The following is a 15,570-nucleotide window of genomic DNA, read 5'->3' on the forward strand; positions in this document are numbered from 1 at the left end:
CGGGGTTAGCCCTCTAGCCGGACCAACGCGTGTCGTTTTTTGCCCGCACTCAATTTCAGGGGCTCTGCCAGTTGGTCTGCCGTCACGAGCATCCCCGCATCGGTGAGCTGCGCGTCATCGACCTTTGCGCCCCCTTCTGCGATCAGCCGCTTTGCCTCTTTGCCCGATCCGGCAAGACCGCTGCGTACGATCAATTGCACCACTGAAATGCCGTCACCCAGTTCCGATGCGCTCAGCGACAGGGTCGGTAGGTCTTCCCCGGTGCCGCCTTTTTCGAACACCTCGCGCGCCGTCGTCTCAGCAGCTTTCGCGGCGTCTGCGCCGTGCAGCAGAGTGGTGACCTCATTGGCTAACGTGATCTTGGCTTCGTTGATCTCAGACCCTTCCAGCGCGCCGAGACGGTCGCAGTCTTCGATGGCCAACTCTGTGTAAAGCTTGAGGAACCGCCCCACATCCGCGTCAGTTGTGTTACGCCAGAACTGCCAGAATTCGTAAGCGCTCAGCAGATCCTTGTTCAACCAGACCGCACCGTCCTGGCTTTTGCCCATCTTCTTGCCGTCCGAGGTGGTCAGCAGTGGGGAGGTTAAGCCAAAGATCTGCCCGTCCAAAATGCGGCGGGTCAGGTCAATCCCGTTGACGATGTTGCCCCATTGGTCGCTGCCGCCCATCTGAAGCAGACAGCCGTAGCGGCGGTGCAATTCCAGAAAGTCATAGGCCTGCAGGATCATGTAGTTGAATTCGAGGAAGGACAGGGACTGTTCCCGGTCCAGCCGCGATTTCACGCTTTCAAATGCCAGCATCCGGTTCACGCTGAAATGCCGTCCCACGTCGCGCAGGAAATCGAGGTAATTCAGACCATCCAGCCACTCGGCATTGTTGAGAATGATCGCGTCCGAGGCGGCCTCGCCAAACTCGACATAGTGGGAAAATACCTGACGGATTCCGGCTATATTCTCGTCGATCTTTTCAGGGCTCAGCAGGGGGCGCTCATCTGCGCGAAAGCTGGGGTCACCAACTTTGGTTGTACCGCCGCCCATCAGGACGATGGGTTTGTGTCCAGTCTTCTGCAGCCAACGCAGCATCATGATCTGAATAAGGGAGCCAACGTGAAGCGATGACGCAGTCGCATCGAACCCGATGTAGCCCGGCACCACGCCTTTCGCCAAAGCCTCATCCAAGCCCTGATAATCGGTGCAGTCGGCCAGAAAGCCGCGGTCGATCATCACGCTGAGGAACTCTGATTTGGGGTGGTAGGTCATGGCTCTTTTACTCGCTGTTTTGGCTTCTATACTGACGACGCGGGAGAAGGGGAAGAGTATGAAGGGTGATGGGCCAATCTGGGCATTGGGAACGATGTCCGGCACCTCTTTGGACGGTGTAGATGCTGCGATGATCCTAACGGACGGCGTGTCCATCTTCGAATTTGGTCCGACAGCCTACAGGCCCTATTCCGATGCCGAGCGTGCAGTTTTGCGGTCCGCCCTTGGCAAATGGCATGACGCCCTGATTGTTCCGGACGCGGCCGAGATCATTGAGACAGCCCACGCCGAGGTCATTTTTGGGTTCAGCGGATTTGAAATCGTCGGTTTCCACGGCCAGACCCTGGCCCATGAGCCCGGCGGGCGCGGCACCCATCAGGCGGGTGACGGAATATTTCTCGCCGAACAGATCGGAGCACCGGTCGCATGGGATTTTCGCACCGCCGATGTCGGGCTGGGCGGGCAGGGTGCACCTTTGGCACCGTTCTACCATTTTGCATGTGCCAAGTACCTTGGGGCGAAGCATCCGGTCGCGTTTCTGAACATGGGTGGGGTGGGAAATATCACCTACGTGGATCCTGGCTTTGCCGCGCCAGAGGATCGAGGCGCTTTGCTTGCCTTTGACACTGGCCCCGCCAACGCACCATCCAACGACCTGATACAGTCCCGCCAAGGCAAATCCTACGACGCGGATGGTGCCATTGCAGCACAAGGGGCGCCAGATCAAGCCAGGGTCGATCAGTTCATGCGCGACCCTTATTTCTCAAAGGTTCCACCCAAGTCTCTGGATCGAAACGATTTTCCTTACTTGGCTGATCTGGTTTTGGGTCTTTCGGACGCTGACGCATTGGCGACGCTGCTGGCCTGCAGTGCTGCTGGCGTGGCCCGGGCGGTCGAGATGTTACCCAAGCGCCCCGCTGAGGTTCTTGTGACGGGGGGTGGGCGCAAGAACCCGGTTCTGATGGAGGCGATACAGGCGCGTGTGGCGGCTCGAACCGTGTCCATCGACGAACGCAGGCTGGACGGCGACATGTTGGAGGCGCAAGCATTCGGGTATCTGGCTGTGCGCGTCGCCCGTGGCCTGCCCACATCTGCACCGTCCACAACCGGGGTTGCGGCATCCGTCGGCGGTGGCATCGTGTCCCAGCCCAAACGCAAGCGCGCTTAGGCTACTCTGCCGCCTTCAGGGCGAACCCCTTTTCCAACTGATCGGAGGGTGCCACCGGGTACTCCCCGGAGAAGCAGGCATCGCAATATTGCGGGCTGTCACTGTCACGCCCGTGCGCCTCGCCCACCGCCCGATAGAGCCCGTCGAGTGAGATGAAGCGCAGGCTGTCGACGCCCAGATGATCGCGCATTTCGTCCTCGCTCATGGTTGCGGCCAAGAGTTTTTCCCGTTGCGGGGTGTCGACGCCGTAAAAGCAGGGCCACGCGGTCGGCGGAGAGGCGATGCGGAAATGAACCTCCGCGGCGCCAGCATCGAGGATCATCTCCTTGATCTTCCGCGATGTCGTGCCGCGCACAACACTGTCATCGACCAGAATGACCCGTTTGCCTTTGATGAGCGCGCGGTTGACGTTCAGCTTCAGCCGGACGCCCATATTGCGGATCTGTTCGGTTGGCTCAATGAAAGTACGGCCCATGTACTGGTTGCGGATGATGCCCATCGCATAAGGAATGCCGCTTTCCAGCGAGTACCCGATGGCCGCAGGGGTTCCGCTGTCCGGTACCGGACAAACGAGATCCGCCTCGACCGGGGCCTCTTTTGCCAGTTCGCGCCCAATCGCCTCGCGTGTTTCGTAGACGCTGCGCCCGCCAAGAATGCTGTCAGGACGAGAAAAATAGACATGCTCGAAAATGCAGAACCGTGATTTTGCAGGACGGAAAGGGAAGTGGCTTTCGACACCGGCGGGTGTAATGACCACCATTTCGCCTGGCTCGATCTCCCTCACGAACTCTGCCCCGATGATGTCGAGCGCACAGGTTTCAGAGCTCAGCGCCCAGCCACTGCCGATCTTGCCCAAAACCAGTGGGCGCACACCCAGCGGATCGCGGACGCCAATCAGTTTGGTGCGAGTCATGGCCACGACGGAAAACGCACCCTCGACCTTGCGCAGTGCCTCTTCCATCCGGTCCGGGATGCTGCGCCCCATCGACCGGGCCATGAGATGGATGATACATTCGCTGTCGGAAGAGCTTTGGAAGATAGAGCCGCGCTCGATCAGCTCGCGGCGCAGCGCGTCCGCATTCGTGATGTTCCCATTGTGGGCAATCGCAGCCCCGCCCATGGAAAACTCACCGAAAAAGGGTTGCACGTCCCGGATCGCCGTCTGACCCTTGGAGCCAGCCGTTGAGTAGCGCACATGGCCTATGGCAAGTGAGCCGGGCAATGTCTCCATCAATTTCTGCGATGTGAAGTTGTCGCGCACATATCCGAAGCGCCGGGCCGAGTTGAAGCCCAGATCCGGCTCATAGGCCACGATCCCGCCGGCCTCTTGGCCGCGGTGCTGCAGGGCGTGCAGACCAAGCGCAACAAAATTTGCAGCTTCAGACGTGCCAACCACGCCGAATATCCCACATTCTTCCTTAAGCTTGTCGTCATCGAAAGGGTCGGCGCGCCATTGGCTTGGTGCCAATTGGGTATCCGCTTGCGACATAAGGGGCAGCTCCGAATCCGGGTCACAATTGTGTAACAACAGTTAGGCAATCGCAGCGACAAAGTCACGTGCGACCAACTGCCATTTCTTCCGTTGTGATCCAAGCAGGGATCGGGCAACAGTTTTTGTCATGTCCACACTCATTTTGTTCAACAAGCCTTACGGGGTTCTTCCGCAATTTACCGATCGCAGCATGGGTGACAGTCCGCGCCCGACGTTATCCGATTATATCGATGTGAAGGGGGTGTATCCGGCTGGTCGGCTCGACAAGGACAGCGAAGGGCTGCTTCTATTGACGGATGATGGGCGATTGCAGGCGCAGATTACTCATCCTAGGCACAAGATGGCAAAGACTTATCTGGTTCAAGTCGAGGGCATTCCAGAAAAAGATGGGCTGGACCAACTGGCGACAGGTGTTGCGCTTAATGATGGCCTCACCAAGCCTGCGGACGTTCAATCTGTCGACACCCCTGACTGGCTTTGGCCGCGAACACCACCCGTCAGATTTCGTAAAACTGTTCCCGATTGCTGGCTCAGGCTTACCCTAAGAGAGGGGCGGAACAGGCAGGTGAGGCGGATGACTGCTGCGGTGGGGCATCCCACACTAAGGCTGGTGCGCACGAATATCGGGCCGTGGTCAGTTGACGACATCGCACCGGGCACATGGAAATCAGTCGACGCTGGTTAACAACATGTCAAACCGGCTGGGGCAGCAGGCGGCGCTTAAATTATGAGCATGTGCCGTTGAATTAGGTATGAGATTACGTACTTTCGCCCAAAATTGTCGATTTTTGTCTGGCACGAGGGCGCGATTTCCGGTTGTCTTTACGTAAGGCTGAGCGGATGCAGTCCAGCCTGGTCTCCCTTGATGTGGGAATGAGTGATAAAAGCCGCTCGATCAAGCCGGTCCTCCCCCGTGCGCATGATCGAGTGGCTTTTTTTTACCTCAGGCTTGATTATCCGGGGCACAGCACGCGCGAAAAAACGTTTGCCAGACCTTCTTTGACCTGCCGGATCCCGCCGAGACATCGTTCCAGTCATCGCCCAGTAACATGCCACGATTTGTCCGGTTAACGTGGTATGGTTGGGGTGTGAACCAAGCGAGATTTATTCGTGTTATGATGTGAGGAACAGTGATGGCGCGCACGATTTTCAGAACCAACCGGGGAAACGGGTTTCTCGCCGGCACGTTTCAATTCGGATTTTTTGGCAGGAAAACACTAGAGCTTTCGGACGGGACAACGCGCGAGGTCGGGCAAACCGGAAGCACCCGCCAGATTGTTGCGGATGGCGATACGATAAATGTCTCGAGCGAGAACAATTTTCCAATTCGATTTCTGGGGATCGATATGCCGGAGAGCCGTCTTTTTCCACCCGGCGGCACAACTTTCACATCGACCGACAACGACGTGTTCCAGCGGCTCCTTGCGAACCCTTTCGCTGCAGAGTTTCCGCCCATCACCGATTTGACGTCTGATCTACGAAACAGACTTCTCGGGCTGGCTGATCCTGATGCGGCGACCCGTCATCACGCATACGCAAAGGATGCCGAGGACGCGCTTGAGATGTTGATCTTGCAGGACCGGGATGAGATCGGCACCGATAGTTTTTTCCTGGCCTTTGCCTACGATGCTCTGGATTTCTTTGGCCGGCTTCTGGCTTACGTTCATCCCGATCAGCCAGATAGTGCACCGGCTGATCGCCGCGAGAGTTACAACATGCGCATGCTCGGGACAGGCCTCGCGGCGCCTTATTTCATTTTCCCAAATGTGGACCCGTTCCGCGCGCGCGGCTCGCCGGTGTCTGCGGCTGCCATGGCGGACGATCCAAAGACGATCCTTGAGGCGGCGCCCAGTTTGCGGGCGGCGCGGGATGCCGTCGCCACTGCGCGGGAAGCGGGGCTGGGCATTCACGATCCAGATCGCCCGATCCTGTTCCAAGCGTTCGAGCTGCGGTCTCTGGCCCGCCGCACGGTGCCGTCCAGATGGGTGATTGACCTGTCTGGCAATGACCGCGTTCTGTTATCCCCGCAGCGCTATTTCGAAGTCGAAAATCTAGAAGATCGCCTGTTTGTGCCTGCAGAATTTGTCCCCTTGTTTGAGGCTACGGGCTGGCGTGTAGAAGGCGATGTGATGTCTGTCGTTTAGCTGAGCACGATGCCCGTCACGACCATCGCAAGCCCGATCGCAGACATGAACAGGGCCGCCAGATTTAAAGCAACTGTCGACTGCATCACGTCTCGAAGGGCGGCGTCATCCAGCCCAGATTTCTTTGCGCGCGTCACTTTGATGATGCACCAAATCAGGCCGCCGAGACCCGCTAGCGTGACAAGTGCGCCAATCGTTATCAACAGATCCATGGTGTTCTCCGCGCTGTTGTCTGGCGACCTATCTTGATTGAGTATCGGTGACAAGCGTCTGCCCCTTGCACCCGGTCCACGAGCTTTGTATCTCGAACGTCTGACCGCGCCAAAGGAGCCTTTCGCCCATGTCCGATACGTCCGCCACAGACACCACATACCGCGTCACCGCAGACGAGTTGCGGCAATTCATCGAGCGGTTTGAGCGCCTGGAAATGGAGAAGAAAGACCTCGCTGATCAGCAGAAAGAGGTGATGTCCGAGGCCAAGGCGCGTGGCTACGACACGAAAGTCATGCGTAAGGTTGTGGCATTGCGCAAGCGCGACCCGCAAGACATCTCCGAAGAAGAGGCTGTGCTCGATCTCTATAAGGAAGCGCTTGGAATGTAGCGCCTATTGATGCAGCAAGGTGACGCCATCCATTTGGCTGATCTTGGCAACATCTGCATCATAAGCCGTGGACAGGCCGTCAATAAACTCATCCGACCAGTTCGGAAGGTCGATTTCCTGCATAAGGGCTTCGTCCAGCGCGAATTTCTCGAGAAACGCCGCCGTGACCCGGCGCCGCTGGGAAACCGAAGTAATCGGTTTGCTCGCAATGTAGCCTTTCATCCGGGCAAAGCCCTGCGGGCTCATCAGGCTGGCCAGAAAATCAGTTGTGCCATCCAGTTCGGTCTCAGTTGGTAGGCCGCACAACGCATTCAGGATTTCCGGCCAGATAATCGGCGTGTCCTCGTTGCACCAGAGCGTTATCGGAACGTCGGGCAGCGCCTCTTTCAGTCGGATGATCATGTCAGACCACGTCAGGTTTTCCGGATCGCAGCCATCTGAGAATTCGTCGAAGTCGCTTTCCGGACTTTTCTCGAAAAGTGTGGGCAGGAAGGTCGCAGGATCACGCAAGCCAATGAAAAGCTCCAACTCATGATCCGGAAACAGAGCGCGCAAGTCCGATACGCGCTCAGCTGCATACGGGTAGAACATCTGAGCCTCAACAGCGCGCCCCGGCGGGCCAAGGAACCCCGCGTGACTCAGAACGATACGCCGGCCTGTCTGGTCTTCCAGAAGGACCTCAAGGGTGGCGTCTAGAATGTCGTGATCGGCGTCTTCTTCCTTCATCAGCTGCACGGTTTCCCGCAACATTTGACGATAGAGAAGGGGGGGCGGGACGATCACCCCTTTCTGCAAAAGACCGTCGCGGTTTTGCAGAAGGCAGGACAGCAGTTTGTCTTCGTCCGTCGCGTGGACGCCCAGATGGAGCACGATTTTCATAAGACCAACGATCGCCTGATAGTGAGCTGGTTTTCCTTACCGTCGCAGGCCCGCACAGGCAAACGGGTTTGGCGTAACGTAAATGATCTATTCCATCTTGCCAGCGCAACGCGCTTGCATTAGGACAGCGCCCGTGTGCCCCTATAGCTCAGCTGGTAGAGCAACTGATTTGTAATCAGTAGGTCCGCGGTTCGAGTCCGTGTGGGGGCACCAGTTTATGCAGATAAGCCGTTGATTTTCGTGGATAAACTGGCTTTAACTGCCCACTTATCCACCCAAATATCCACCTTTGCGCGCGTCATAGCTTGTCCAAGCTGCCGAACTTTTCCAAGGCAAAAGCAGTCAAGCCTACGTTGCTGCGGTGCTCCCAAGCCTCAATTTCCGCGACAAGGTGATGATAGGTTCGCCAGTGCATTCCCTTCGGCTTGCTTCCCCAATCGTCCCAACCTTCTTCCCAGCCTATCTTTCGCCTGATTGTGTCGGCGCGCCCAGCGACGCACGTCGATGCTGCGATAATCCGCAACCGTGTTTTTCGCACTCCAATGCCAGTGCCGACCGCTGCCGATGCCGCCCATGTAAACCTCCAGATTTTGTCGAAATCAAAAGCGGAGTGCACGCTATGTGCATTGGAAGTAATAGATGGAATAGTATCCTTGCAGATCGGTTGCCTCTGATTTTTCGAGGGCAACCGGGCCGTTACACGCAGCCTCGGCTGCTGGTGCAGGATTCACGTTAAAACCCGCCCGTACTTGGACCGTCTGTTTGGTTCGTCCAACGATTTCCGGCTCGCCATAATAATTTGTGTAGATGCTTTCGTTCATGCAGGCAGAGAGCGCGAAAATGGCAACCGCTCCAATTGTAAGAAAACCGGATTTTTGCATGTTGAAATCAACCTTTATTCAGGAGAATGCCCACGGTAGGCGACTCGACTCGCCCAAACAACCGGGACAGTCTTGGGCGCTCGCAAACAGTAAATCTCAACACTGAACCTCCTTTCTCAGCTCTTAGTCTTGCTTTGGAGCTTCCTGCCCATGGCTAGATATATATGTGTCACGGTTTTTGGGCATCGGCGACAAAGAGAAAATCACCCTAGCGTGCAAATTTTTGTGACAGTCGCGCCCTTGTTGTCGTACCGTCCTGTATCGGAGGCCCAATCATTGTGCCGGGCACGCACGGTTTTTGCGTGGGGCTTTTCTTTTTTCCTCCACTTTAAAAAGCGTTGCAAAGCTGACTTGTCGTCTGCCGTGGGAAGCTCCTGTAACGTCCAGAGACTTGCCTGTCCAAAGCCAGAGGGTCAGAGAGTCGGCGCGCGGGTCATCGCTGTTAGGCCGCGTTCTGCGAGGTCATCGAAATAGGCGCCTACGGTGTTACGGCTCACGTTGATGGCCTCAGCGGCGGTGCAATGGCTCAAAACGATGCGGCCGTTGTTGCTGCCGGTGTAGCGGCGTTTCCGTTCGATGTAGAGCGCGCGCGGTCCGGGTTTGAGCGTAGCCCAGGCTTTGGTCGCTTGCAGGTATTCGGGAAGGCCTCTGCGGAGCCTCAAGTTATCGGCTGTGTCAGCGGCAGAGAAATTGCCGGTTCACATGGTTGGCGGAAGACGTCTCATTGTGTTTTCTTAACCGGAAACAGAGCCAACGGCGCGGTCGCTTCCTTGGGTATACTCGACGAGCGCGGCTTCACAGCCTTGGTCCCAGGCCAGTGCGAGCCATCGGCAGAACGCATCAGCGAATGGCTTGGCGTCTTGTAGGTCACCGTAGATCCTGCTTTGGGCCAACCATTTTGCCGGGTCTGCTTTGGCGGCGTGGGCAACGTTAGCCAGTTCGATCCAAATCGGATCGTTTGGTTCGATCACACTGCCATCTTCGCGAATACCTGCACACATTCGGGCCCACAGAGCCTCGACAAGGGCAAGCCCCTCGACAGCGCGTCCGGCGGCAAGCTGATCTCGCAGGATTGGTAACACGAACCCGGTATGACGCGCGGATCCGTCGAAAGCGACCCGGCGCGTGGTGTCGACAATGCGGGGGTTGGCAAATCGGTCTTCGATCAGCGCGATGTACTCTGCGGGTGTCTTACCCGGAACGGGCGCAACGGTGGGCGCGATTTCCGTGCGCTGCACCTTGCTGAAGAACGCACGAATTGCGGGATGTGCCATACATTGCGCGATACTTTCGACCCCCAAAATCTCACCGGCATTCGCCAGAACCTGATGACCCGCATTGAGAATACGAATTTTCATGGTTTCAAACGCATGGACGTCGTCCGAGAACGTTGCGCCAACCTCGTTCCAGTTAGGACGCCCGGCGCAGAAAGCGTCCTCGATCACCCATTGGCGAAACGCTTCGTGGGTGACGACAGCCGCGTCCCGAATGCCGAAATCCGTGGCCAGAGCCAGCTCGGTCGGGCCGGTGGCCGGTGCGATGCAATCGACCATGGAGTTTGGGAATGTTGCGTTCGCATCGATCCAATCGGCTAAATCAGGATCGGACATGTGCGCCAGCGAGACCACGGTCTGACGCAGGATATCCCCGTTGCCCTGCAGGTTATCGCAACTCAGCGCCGTGAACGGGCCGTGGCCCGCAGCCCGGCGCAGTCGAAGGGCTGCCACGATCGCGCCAAATGCGGTACTGGGGGTGTCAGGGTGGGCGGCGTCGTGAACAAGATCAGGATGGTTGCCATCGAATCCCTTACTGACCGGATCAACATAGTATCCGCTTTCCGTCACGGTCATGGCGACGATGCGGATCGCGGGATCCGCCATCGCACGGATCAACGGCGCGTTGCCATCTTCGATCGGCAAATAGTCGATCATTGATCCCACGACCTCGGCTGAGACATTGCCGGGATCGAGTTGGATGAGCGTTGTCAGGCAATCTTGCGCCAAGAGCTTTTCACGCATGGCGGCGTCATAGGGGCGGACGCCCGCGCCAAGGATCGCCCAGTCATGGGCCTTTCCTTCTTGCATCAGACGGTGCAGGAACCATGCCTGATGGGCCCGATGGAAATTACCGACGCCGATATGAACAATGCCTGGCGTCAACGATTTCCGATCATAGCGGGGACGCTCGACGGTCAATTGATCAAGTGTCGCATCTGAAAGGGAGATCAGCTCATCCATTGTCCACCATCCACGTTGTAGGTTTGTGCGACGATGTAATCCGCCGCATCGCTGGCCAGAAAGACGGCCATACCCGTCAGATCATCCGCAGTTCCCATACGTCCGTATGGCACGGCGGACCCGACTTCCTGTTTTTTCTGCCCCGGTGCTTTGTTCTCGTACTTTGCGAAAAATGCGTCGACGCCATCCCAGTGTTCTCCATCGACGACACCGGGGGAAATAGCATTCACGTTTATGCCGTGCTTTATCAAATCGAGGCCAGCCGATTGGGTTAAACTGATGACTGCAGCTTTCGTGGCGCAATAGACGGCAACAAGGGGCTCCCCCCGTCGCCCAGCTTGACTGGCCATGTTGATAATCTTTCCGCCTTGCCCGCGGTCGATCATATGGCGTGCCACGGCCTGCAGCATAAACAGCGTCCCCTTGACGTTGATCGCAAAAACCTGGTCGAAGTCCTTGTGTGCGATCTCTACGATCGGGGCCGCTGTAAACAGCGCTGCGTTGTTGATCAAAATGTCAATTTGGCCCAATCGCGTGACTGTTTCGTTCACAACTTTGTCGATGCTGTTCTGATCAGTCACGTCTAGCCTTACAGCCAGTGCAGCATCGCCCAGATCAGCAACCGTGCGATTGGCCCTGTCAAAGTCGATGTCGGCGATAGCGACCTTGGCGCCTTCCCGGATATAGGCCTCCGCAAAGGCCCGCCCGATCCCTCGGGCGGCGCCTGTGATAAGGGCTGTCTTTCCAGACAATTGCATCAACCTGCTCTCAAACCGTTCGCGTCGAACTTGTGCAGCTTGTCCAATTGCGGCGTGAGATAGATTGTGTCGCCGTGCTTGGCCTGAATGTCGCCGGTGATCCGCACTGTGATCATGTCGCCAAGCCCGGTATCGTGGACGTGGATGAACGTATCAGAGCCCAGATGTTCTGCGACGCCCACGCGTCCTTTCCACATCCCGTCCGTCATGCTGACATCGGTGTGTTCTGGCCGAATACCGATCGTGGATGCGCCATGTTTCTCCGCTTCAGCACCCTTGATCAGGTTCATCTTGGGCGAGCCGATGAAGCCCGCGACGAACTCGTTGCGTGGCGCGTGGTAAAGATCAAGAGGGGAGCCCACCTGTTCGATCACGCCAGCCCGCAGAACGACGATCTTATCGGCCATGGTCATGGCCTCAACCTGATCGTGCGTCACATAGATCATCGTCGTCTCAAGCCGTTTGTGAAGCTCGCTGATCTCAAGCCGCATCCCGACGCGCAGGGCGGCATCAAGGTTGGACAACGGCTCGTCAAACAGGAACGCCGCCGGTTCACGGACGATAGCGCGTCCGATGGCGACCCGTTGCCGCTGGCCGCCAGACAGTTGACCCGGACGGCGCTCGAGATAATCCGTGAGGTTCAAGGCCTTTGCGGCGGCTTCGATCCGGCGGTTTTGCTCTGCCTCGTCAATTCCCGCCATTCTCATGGGAAATGCGATGTTCTTGCGCACAGACATATGCGGATAGAGCGCATAGGACTGAAAGACCATGGCCAGACCGCGCTTCGCGGGCGGCACGTTGGTTGCATCCGAGCCATTGATGTCGATATGCCCCGACGAGATGTCTTCGAGGCCTGCGATGAGCCGCAGCAAGGTTGATTTACCACAGCCCGAAGGCCCGACGAATACCGTGAATTCGCCATCTTCTATTGTGAGATCAAGGGGCGGAATGACTTCGACATCACCGAAGCTTTTGGTCACCTGGTTGAGTTTGATTTGTCCCATTGGTCTAATCTTTCCTATTTGACGGCGCCAAAAGTTAGGCCGCTGACAAGTTGTTTCTGACTGAACCAGCCAAGGATGAGGATCGGCGCGATTGCCATGGTCGAGGCCGCGCTGAGTTTTGCGAAGAACAAACCTTCCGGGCTGGAATAGCTGGCGATGAAGGCCGTGAGCGGCGCTGCCTTTGCGGCCGTCAGGTTCAACGTCCAGAACGCCTCGTTCCAGGCCAGAATGAAGTTCAGCAGCAAGGTTGACGCGATGCCGGGAATTGCCATCGGCGTGAGAACGTACAGGATTTCGTTCTTTAGCGATGCGCCGTCCATACGTGCGGCCTCAAGGATTTCTCCCGGGATTTCTCGGAAGTAAGTGTAGAGCATCCAGACAATGATCGGCAGGTTCATGAGCATCAGAACAATCACAAGACCGATCCGGGAGTCCAAGATGCCGAGCTTGATGAAGATCAGGTAGATCGGATAGAGCACACCGACCGCTGGAAGCATCTTAGTCGAGAGCATCCACAGCAGGATATCCTTGGTGCGTCTGGATGGCACGAATGCCATCGACCACGCTGCGGGAACGGCGATGATGATACCGAGGATAGTGGAGCCGCCGGCGATGATCACCGAGTTCCACAGGAAGCGCATATAGTTGGAGCGCTCCAGCACAACGCCATAGTTTTCCAGTGTCCAGTCAAAGGCCAGGAAGATCGGCGGGTCTGAGATCGCTTGGGCCTCTGTTTTGAAGCTGGTCAGGATTGTCCAGAGGATCGGAAAAAAGATCAGCAGACCGATGCCCCAAGCGGCGACCGTGTTGATGATCTTGCGTTTTTGAGTAACTGCGCGGGCCATGGTTTCCTCCTCACTCGTCCAGGTTCTTGCCGACCGCGCGCATCAGGAAGATGGCGACGATGTTGGCGAGAATGATTGCATAGACACCACCGGCAGATCCGAGACCGACATTCTGGCTCTCGAGTACGCGCTGATAGATCAGATAGGTGAGCGTTCTGGTTCCGAATGCACCGCCCGTCGTCACGAAGATCTCTGCGAAAACGGCGAGCAGGAAGATGGTTTGGATCAAAACCACAACTGTGATGGCCCGCCCAAGGTGCGGCAAGATGATATAGCCGAACCGCTTGAGGGGTGGGGCGCCGTCCATTTCAGCCGCCTCCAGCTGTTCACTGTCGAGCGACTGGATGGCCGTCAGCAGGATCAGCGTCGCGAACGGCAACCACTGCCAGGATACGATCATGACAATGGATTGCAGGGATGCCTGACTGAGCCACTCAATGGGTGTCGCGCCAAAGAACCTCCAAAGATGGGCAAACAGACCGTTTACCGGATCCATGAACATGTTCTTCCAGACCAGCGCCGAAACGGTTGGCATGACGAAGAAAGGGGCGATCACCAGAATGCGAACAATTCCCTGGCCCCACATCGGCTGGTTCAGGAGCAAAGCCAGAAGGACGCCAAAGACAACCGTTATCAGAAGTACACCGCCCACGATGATCAGTGTGGCCATAACCGAAGGCCAAAATGAGCTGGAACTTACAAACCGGACGTAGTTTTCAAAACCAACCCACCCGAGGTCGCCACCGCGGAGGGGCAGATACTTCTTAAAGGAGAACATCAGCGTCATGATCAGGGGGACGAGCATCCAGCCAAGAAGCAAGATGACCGCTGGTGCCATCATCAGGCGCGCCGCTGATCGGGAATGTTGGGTTGCCATTGGGCATACCTCCTCTGTTGATCGCCAACAGGCTATCTGAAACGGGGCCGCAATTTAGAAAAAAGAGAGAAACCCGGGGAAAACTGGGAAGCATGCCCCGGGTTAGAGATGCACTCAGCGGTAGCCGGCGGCTTCCATTGCATCATTGGTCAGGGCTTGTGCTTTGGCCAAAGCCTCTTCTACAGTCTGTTGACCCGCATAAACTGCCGAGAATTCCTGACTGACTTCGGTCGCGATACCCGCAAACTCAGGGATCGCCGCGAACTGGATGCCAACGTAAGGCACCGGATCAACGGTCGGGTTCTTCGGATCAGCTGACAGGATTGAGTCCAGCGTCATCTGTGCGAAAGGCACCGACTGATAGTTTGGGTTCTCGTACAGAGACGTCCGCGCGCCGGGGGGTACGTTGGCCCAGCCTTCGTTTTCGGCAACCAACTCAATGTAGCTTTTCGATGTCGCCCATTCGAGGAACTCTTTCGCCGCGGCTTCTTTTTGCGTTCCGGCTGGGATCGCCAGAGCCCACGCCCAGAGCCAGTTGGAGCGTTTGCCAAGACCGGTGTCAGGTGCGAGTGCAAACCCAACGCTGTCGGCGACAGTCGAGTCGTTCGGGTTGGTTACGAAGGAGGCCGCAACCGTTGCGTCGATCCACATCCCGCATTTGCCTTGCTGGAACAGGGACAGGTTCTCATTGAACCCGTTTGTCGCGTAGCCTGCAGGACCCGATTCCGACATCATGTCCACGTAGAAGTTCAGCGTGTCAGCCCAAGGCTGCGTGTCGAACTGGGCGTTCCAGTCTTCATCAAACCAGCGGGCGCCGAAGGAGTTCGACATGGCGGTGATGAATGCGCCGCCTTCACCCCAGCCCGCTTTGCCACGCAGGCAGATGCCGTTGATATCATTGGCGCGGTCGGTCATTGCGGCAGCAGCTTCGCGAATAAACTCCCATGTGGGTGCTTTTGGCATCTCGAGCCCGGCCTTCTCCATCAGGTCCGTGCGATACATGATCATGGAGCTTTCGCCGTAGAAGGGTGCTGCATAAAGCGTGCCCTCGTAGCTCAGACCACCCGCCATTGCAGGCAGAATGTCATCTGCATCATACTCTTCTGACAGATCATCAAGCGGGACAAGCCAGCCATTTGCGGCCCAGATCGGTGTCTCGTACATGCCGATTGTCATGATATCGAAAGAACCGCCTTTGGCCGCGATATCCGTCGTGACACGCTGGCGCAGGACGTTCTCCTCCAATGTGACCCACTCGACGGTGTGCCCCGTCTTGTCGGTGAAGTCTTGGGTCAGGCCCTGCATGCGGATCATGTCGCCATTGTTAACGGTGGCGATGGTGAGGTTTTCGGCAAACGCGCCGCTTGCTGTGACAAGCGTCACGGCAGTCGCTGCGTATAGTGATTTTCTGAATGACATCCTCAT

Annotated in this window: 16 protein-coding genes and 1 tRNA gene; 5 read left to right on the plus strand and 12 right to left on the minus strand. The window is 57.1% G+C overall.

Annotation, left to right across the window (positions count from 1 at the left end; all coding sequences use genetic code 11):
• Positions 1-5: 5 nt before the first annotated feature.
• On the minus strand, positions 6-1,259 hold the full coding sequence (gene tyrS, locus KIN_RS15435) for a tyrosine--tRNA ligase (RefSeq protein WP_159808670.1): 1,254 nt from the start codon (positions 1,257-1,259) through the stop codon (positions 6-8).
• A 58-nt stretch (positions 1,260-1,317) separates the two neighbouring features.
• Between tyrS and KIN_RS15440 the strand changes: the two genes are divergently transcribed.
• A complete protein-coding gene (locus tag KIN_RS15440) occupies positions 1,318-2,427 on the plus strand; it encodes an anhydro-N-acetylmuramic acid kinase (protein WP_159808948.1) in 1,110 nt (369 codons plus the stop codon).
• Position 2,428: 1 nt separating this feature from the next.
• Here the strand turns inward: KIN_RS15440 and purF are convergent, their stop codons facing one another.
• A complete protein-coding gene (gene purF, locus KIN_RS15445) occupies positions 2,429-3,916 on the minus strand; it encodes an amidophosphoribosyltransferase (RefSeq protein WP_159808672.1) in 1,488 nt (495 codons plus the stop codon).
• A gap of 130 nt (positions 3,917-4,046) precedes the next feature.
• On the opposite strand from purF, the gene KIN_RS15450 reads away from it, so the two are divergent.
• Together KIN_RS15450 and KIN_RS15455 are read left to right on the plus strand one after the other, a co-directional pair.
• A complete protein-coding gene (locus KIN_RS15450) occupies positions 4,047-4,604 on the plus strand; it encodes a pseudouridine synthase (RefSeq protein WP_159808674.1) in 558 nt (185 codons plus the stop codon).
• Positions 4,605-5,052: 448 nt separating this feature from the next.
• Entirely contained in the window at positions 5,053-6,063 is a 1,011-nt protein-coding gene (locus KIN_RS15455) for a hypothetical protein (RefSeq protein WP_159808676.1), read from the plus strand.
• Here the strand turns inward: KIN_RS15455 and KIN_RS15460 are convergent.
• Positions 6,060-6,275 (minus strand): hypothetical protein, encoded by a 216-nt coding sequence (locus tag KIN_RS15460; protein WP_159808678.1) that lies wholly within the window; start codon positions 6,273-6,275, stop codon positions 6,060-6,062. The genes KIN_RS15455 and KIN_RS15460 overlap by 4 nt on opposite strands.
• A 128-nt stretch (positions 6,276-6,403) precedes the next feature.
• On the opposite strand from KIN_RS15460, the gene KIN_RS15465 reads away from it, so the two are divergent.
• Positions 6,404-6,664, plus strand: a complete 261-nt coding sequence (locus tag KIN_RS15465; protein WP_159808680.1) for a DUF2312 domain-containing protein — start codon at positions 6,404-6,406, stop codon at positions 6,662-6,664.
• Positions 6,665-6,667: 3 nt separating this feature from the next.
• Here the strand turns inward: KIN_RS15465 and KIN_RS15470 are convergent, their stop codons facing one another.
• A complete protein-coding gene (locus KIN_RS15470) occupies positions 6,668-7,543 on the minus strand; it encodes a hypothetical protein (protein ID WP_159808682.1) in 876 nt (291 codons plus the stop codon).
• A gap of 137 nt (positions 7,544-7,680) precedes the next feature.
• Here KIN_RS15470 and KIN_RS15475 point away from each other — a divergent pair.
• Positions 7,681-7,756: transfer RNA gene (locus KIN_RS15475), tRNA-Thr, on the plus strand.
• A gap of 404 nt (positions 7,757-8,160) precedes the next feature.
• Here KIN_RS15475 and KIN_RS15480 read toward each other — a convergent pair.
• From KIN_RS15480 to KIN_RS15515, 8 genes are all read right to left on the minus strand, one after another.
• Positions 8,161-8,424 (minus strand): hypothetical protein, encoded by a 264-nt coding sequence (locus KIN_RS15480; RefSeq protein ID WP_159808684.1) that lies wholly within the window; start codon positions 8,422-8,424, stop codon positions 8,161-8,163.
• A 413-nt stretch (positions 8,425-8,837) separates the two neighbouring features.
• Complete coding sequence (locus tag KIN_RS15485; protein WP_159808686.1) at positions 8,838-9,086, minus strand: hypothetical protein; 249 nt, start codon at positions 9,084-9,086, stop codon at positions 8,838-8,840.
• Positions 9,087-9,158: 72 nt separating this feature from the next.
• Complete coding sequence (locus KIN_RS15490) at positions 9,159-10,661, minus strand: mannitol dehydrogenase family protein (RefSeq protein ID WP_159808688.1); 1,503 nt, start codon at positions 10,659-10,661, stop codon at positions 9,159-9,161.
• Complete coding sequence (locus tag KIN_RS15495) at positions 10,649-11,422, minus strand: L-iditol 2-dehydrogenase (RefSeq protein WP_279285275.1); 774 nt, start codon at positions 11,420-11,422, stop codon at positions 10,649-10,651. The genes KIN_RS15490 and KIN_RS15495 overlap by 13 nt, the downstream gene beginning before the upstream one ends.
• Positions 11,419-12,423, minus strand: a complete 1,005-nt coding sequence (locus KIN_RS15500) for an ABC transporter ATP-binding protein (protein ID WP_159808692.1) — start codon at positions 12,421-12,423, stop codon at positions 11,419-11,421. Before KIN_RS15500 ends, KIN_RS15495 begins: the two co-directional genes overlap by 4 nt.
• A gap of 14 nt (positions 12,424-12,437) precedes the next feature.
• On the minus strand, positions 12,438-13,268 hold the full coding sequence (locus tag KIN_RS15505) for a carbohydrate ABC transporter permease (protein WP_159808694.1): 831 nt from the start codon (positions 13,266-13,268) through the stop codon (positions 12,438-12,440).
• Positions 13,269-13,278: 10 nt separating this feature from the next.
• Complete coding sequence (locus tag KIN_RS15510; RefSeq protein ID WP_159808696.1) at positions 13,279-14,145, minus strand: carbohydrate ABC transporter permease; 867 nt, start codon at positions 14,143-14,145, stop codon at positions 13,279-13,281.
• A gap of 114 nt (positions 14,146-14,259) precedes the next feature.
• The gene (locus KIN_RS15515) at positions 14,260-15,564 is read right to left on the minus strand and encodes an ABC transporter substrate-binding protein (RefSeq protein WP_159808698.1); all 1,305 of its coding nucleotides are present in this window, start codon (positions 15,562-15,564) and stop codon (positions 14,260-14,262) included.
• Positions 15,565-15,570 lie beyond the last annotated feature (6 nt).

The sequence above is a fragment of the Litoreibacter roseus genome (genome assembly GCF_009811795.1).
GTDB lineage: Bacteria > Pseudomonadota > Alphaproteobacteria > Rhodobacterales > Rhodobacteraceae > Litoreibacter > Litoreibacter roseus.

What these genes read in the sequence shown, in the direction of transcription:
- tyrS (WP_159808670.1), bottom strand. Translation starts at nt 1,259, where the DNA reads ATGACCTACCACCCCAAATCAGAGTTCCTCAGCGTGATGATCGACCGC.
- KIN_RS15440 (WP_159808948.1), top strand. Translation starts at nt 1,318, where the DNA reads ATGAAGGGTGATGGGCCAATCTGGGCATTGGGAACGATGTCCGGCACC.
- purF (WP_159808672.1), bottom strand. Translation starts at nt 3,916, where the DNA reads ATGTCGCAAGCGGATACCCAATTGGCACCAAGCCAATGGCGCGCCGAC.
- KIN_RS15450 (WP_159808674.1), top strand. Translation starts at nt 4,047, where the DNA reads ATGTCCACACTCATTTTGTTCAACAAGCCTTACGGGGTTCTTCCGCAA.
- KIN_RS15455 (WP_159808676.1), top strand. Translation starts at nt 5,053, where the DNA reads ATGGCGCGCACGATTTTCAGAACCAACCGGGGAAACGGGTTTCTCGCC.
- KIN_RS15460 (WP_159808678.1), bottom strand. Translation starts at nt 6,275, where the DNA reads ATGGATCTGTTGATAACGATTGGCGCACTTGTCACGCTAGCGGGTCTC.
- KIN_RS15465 (WP_159808680.1), top strand. Translation starts at nt 6,404, where the DNA reads ATGTCCGATACGTCCGCCACAGACACCACATACCGCGTCACCGCAGAC.
- KIN_RS15470 (WP_159808682.1), bottom strand. Translation starts at nt 7,543, where the DNA reads ATGAAAATCGTGCTCCATCTGGGCGTCCACGCGACGGACGAAGACAAA.
- KIN_RS15480 (WP_159808684.1), bottom strand. Translation starts at nt 8,424, where the DNA reads ATGCAAAAATCCGGTTTTCTTACAATTGGAGCGGTTGCCATTTTCGCG.
- KIN_RS15490 (WP_159808688.1), bottom strand. Translation starts at nt 10,661, where the DNA reads ATGGATGAGCTGATCTCCCTTTCAGATGCGACACTTGATCAATTGACC.
- KIN_RS15500 (WP_159808692.1), bottom strand. Translation starts at nt 12,423, where the DNA reads ATGGGACAAATCAAACTCAACCAGGTGACCAAAAGCTTCGGTGATGTC.
- KIN_RS15505 (WP_159808694.1), bottom strand. Translation starts at nt 13,268, where the DNA reads ATGGCCCGCGCAGTTACTCAAAAACGCAAGATCATCAACACGGTCGCC.
- KIN_RS15510 (WP_159808696.1), bottom strand. Translation starts at nt 14,145, where the DNA reads ATGGCAACCCAACATTCCCGATCAGCGGCGCGCCTGATGATGGCACCA.
- KIN_RS15515 (WP_159808698.1), bottom strand. Translation starts at nt 15,564, where the DNA reads ATGTCATTCAGAAAATCACTATACGCAGCGACTGCCGTGACGCTTGTC.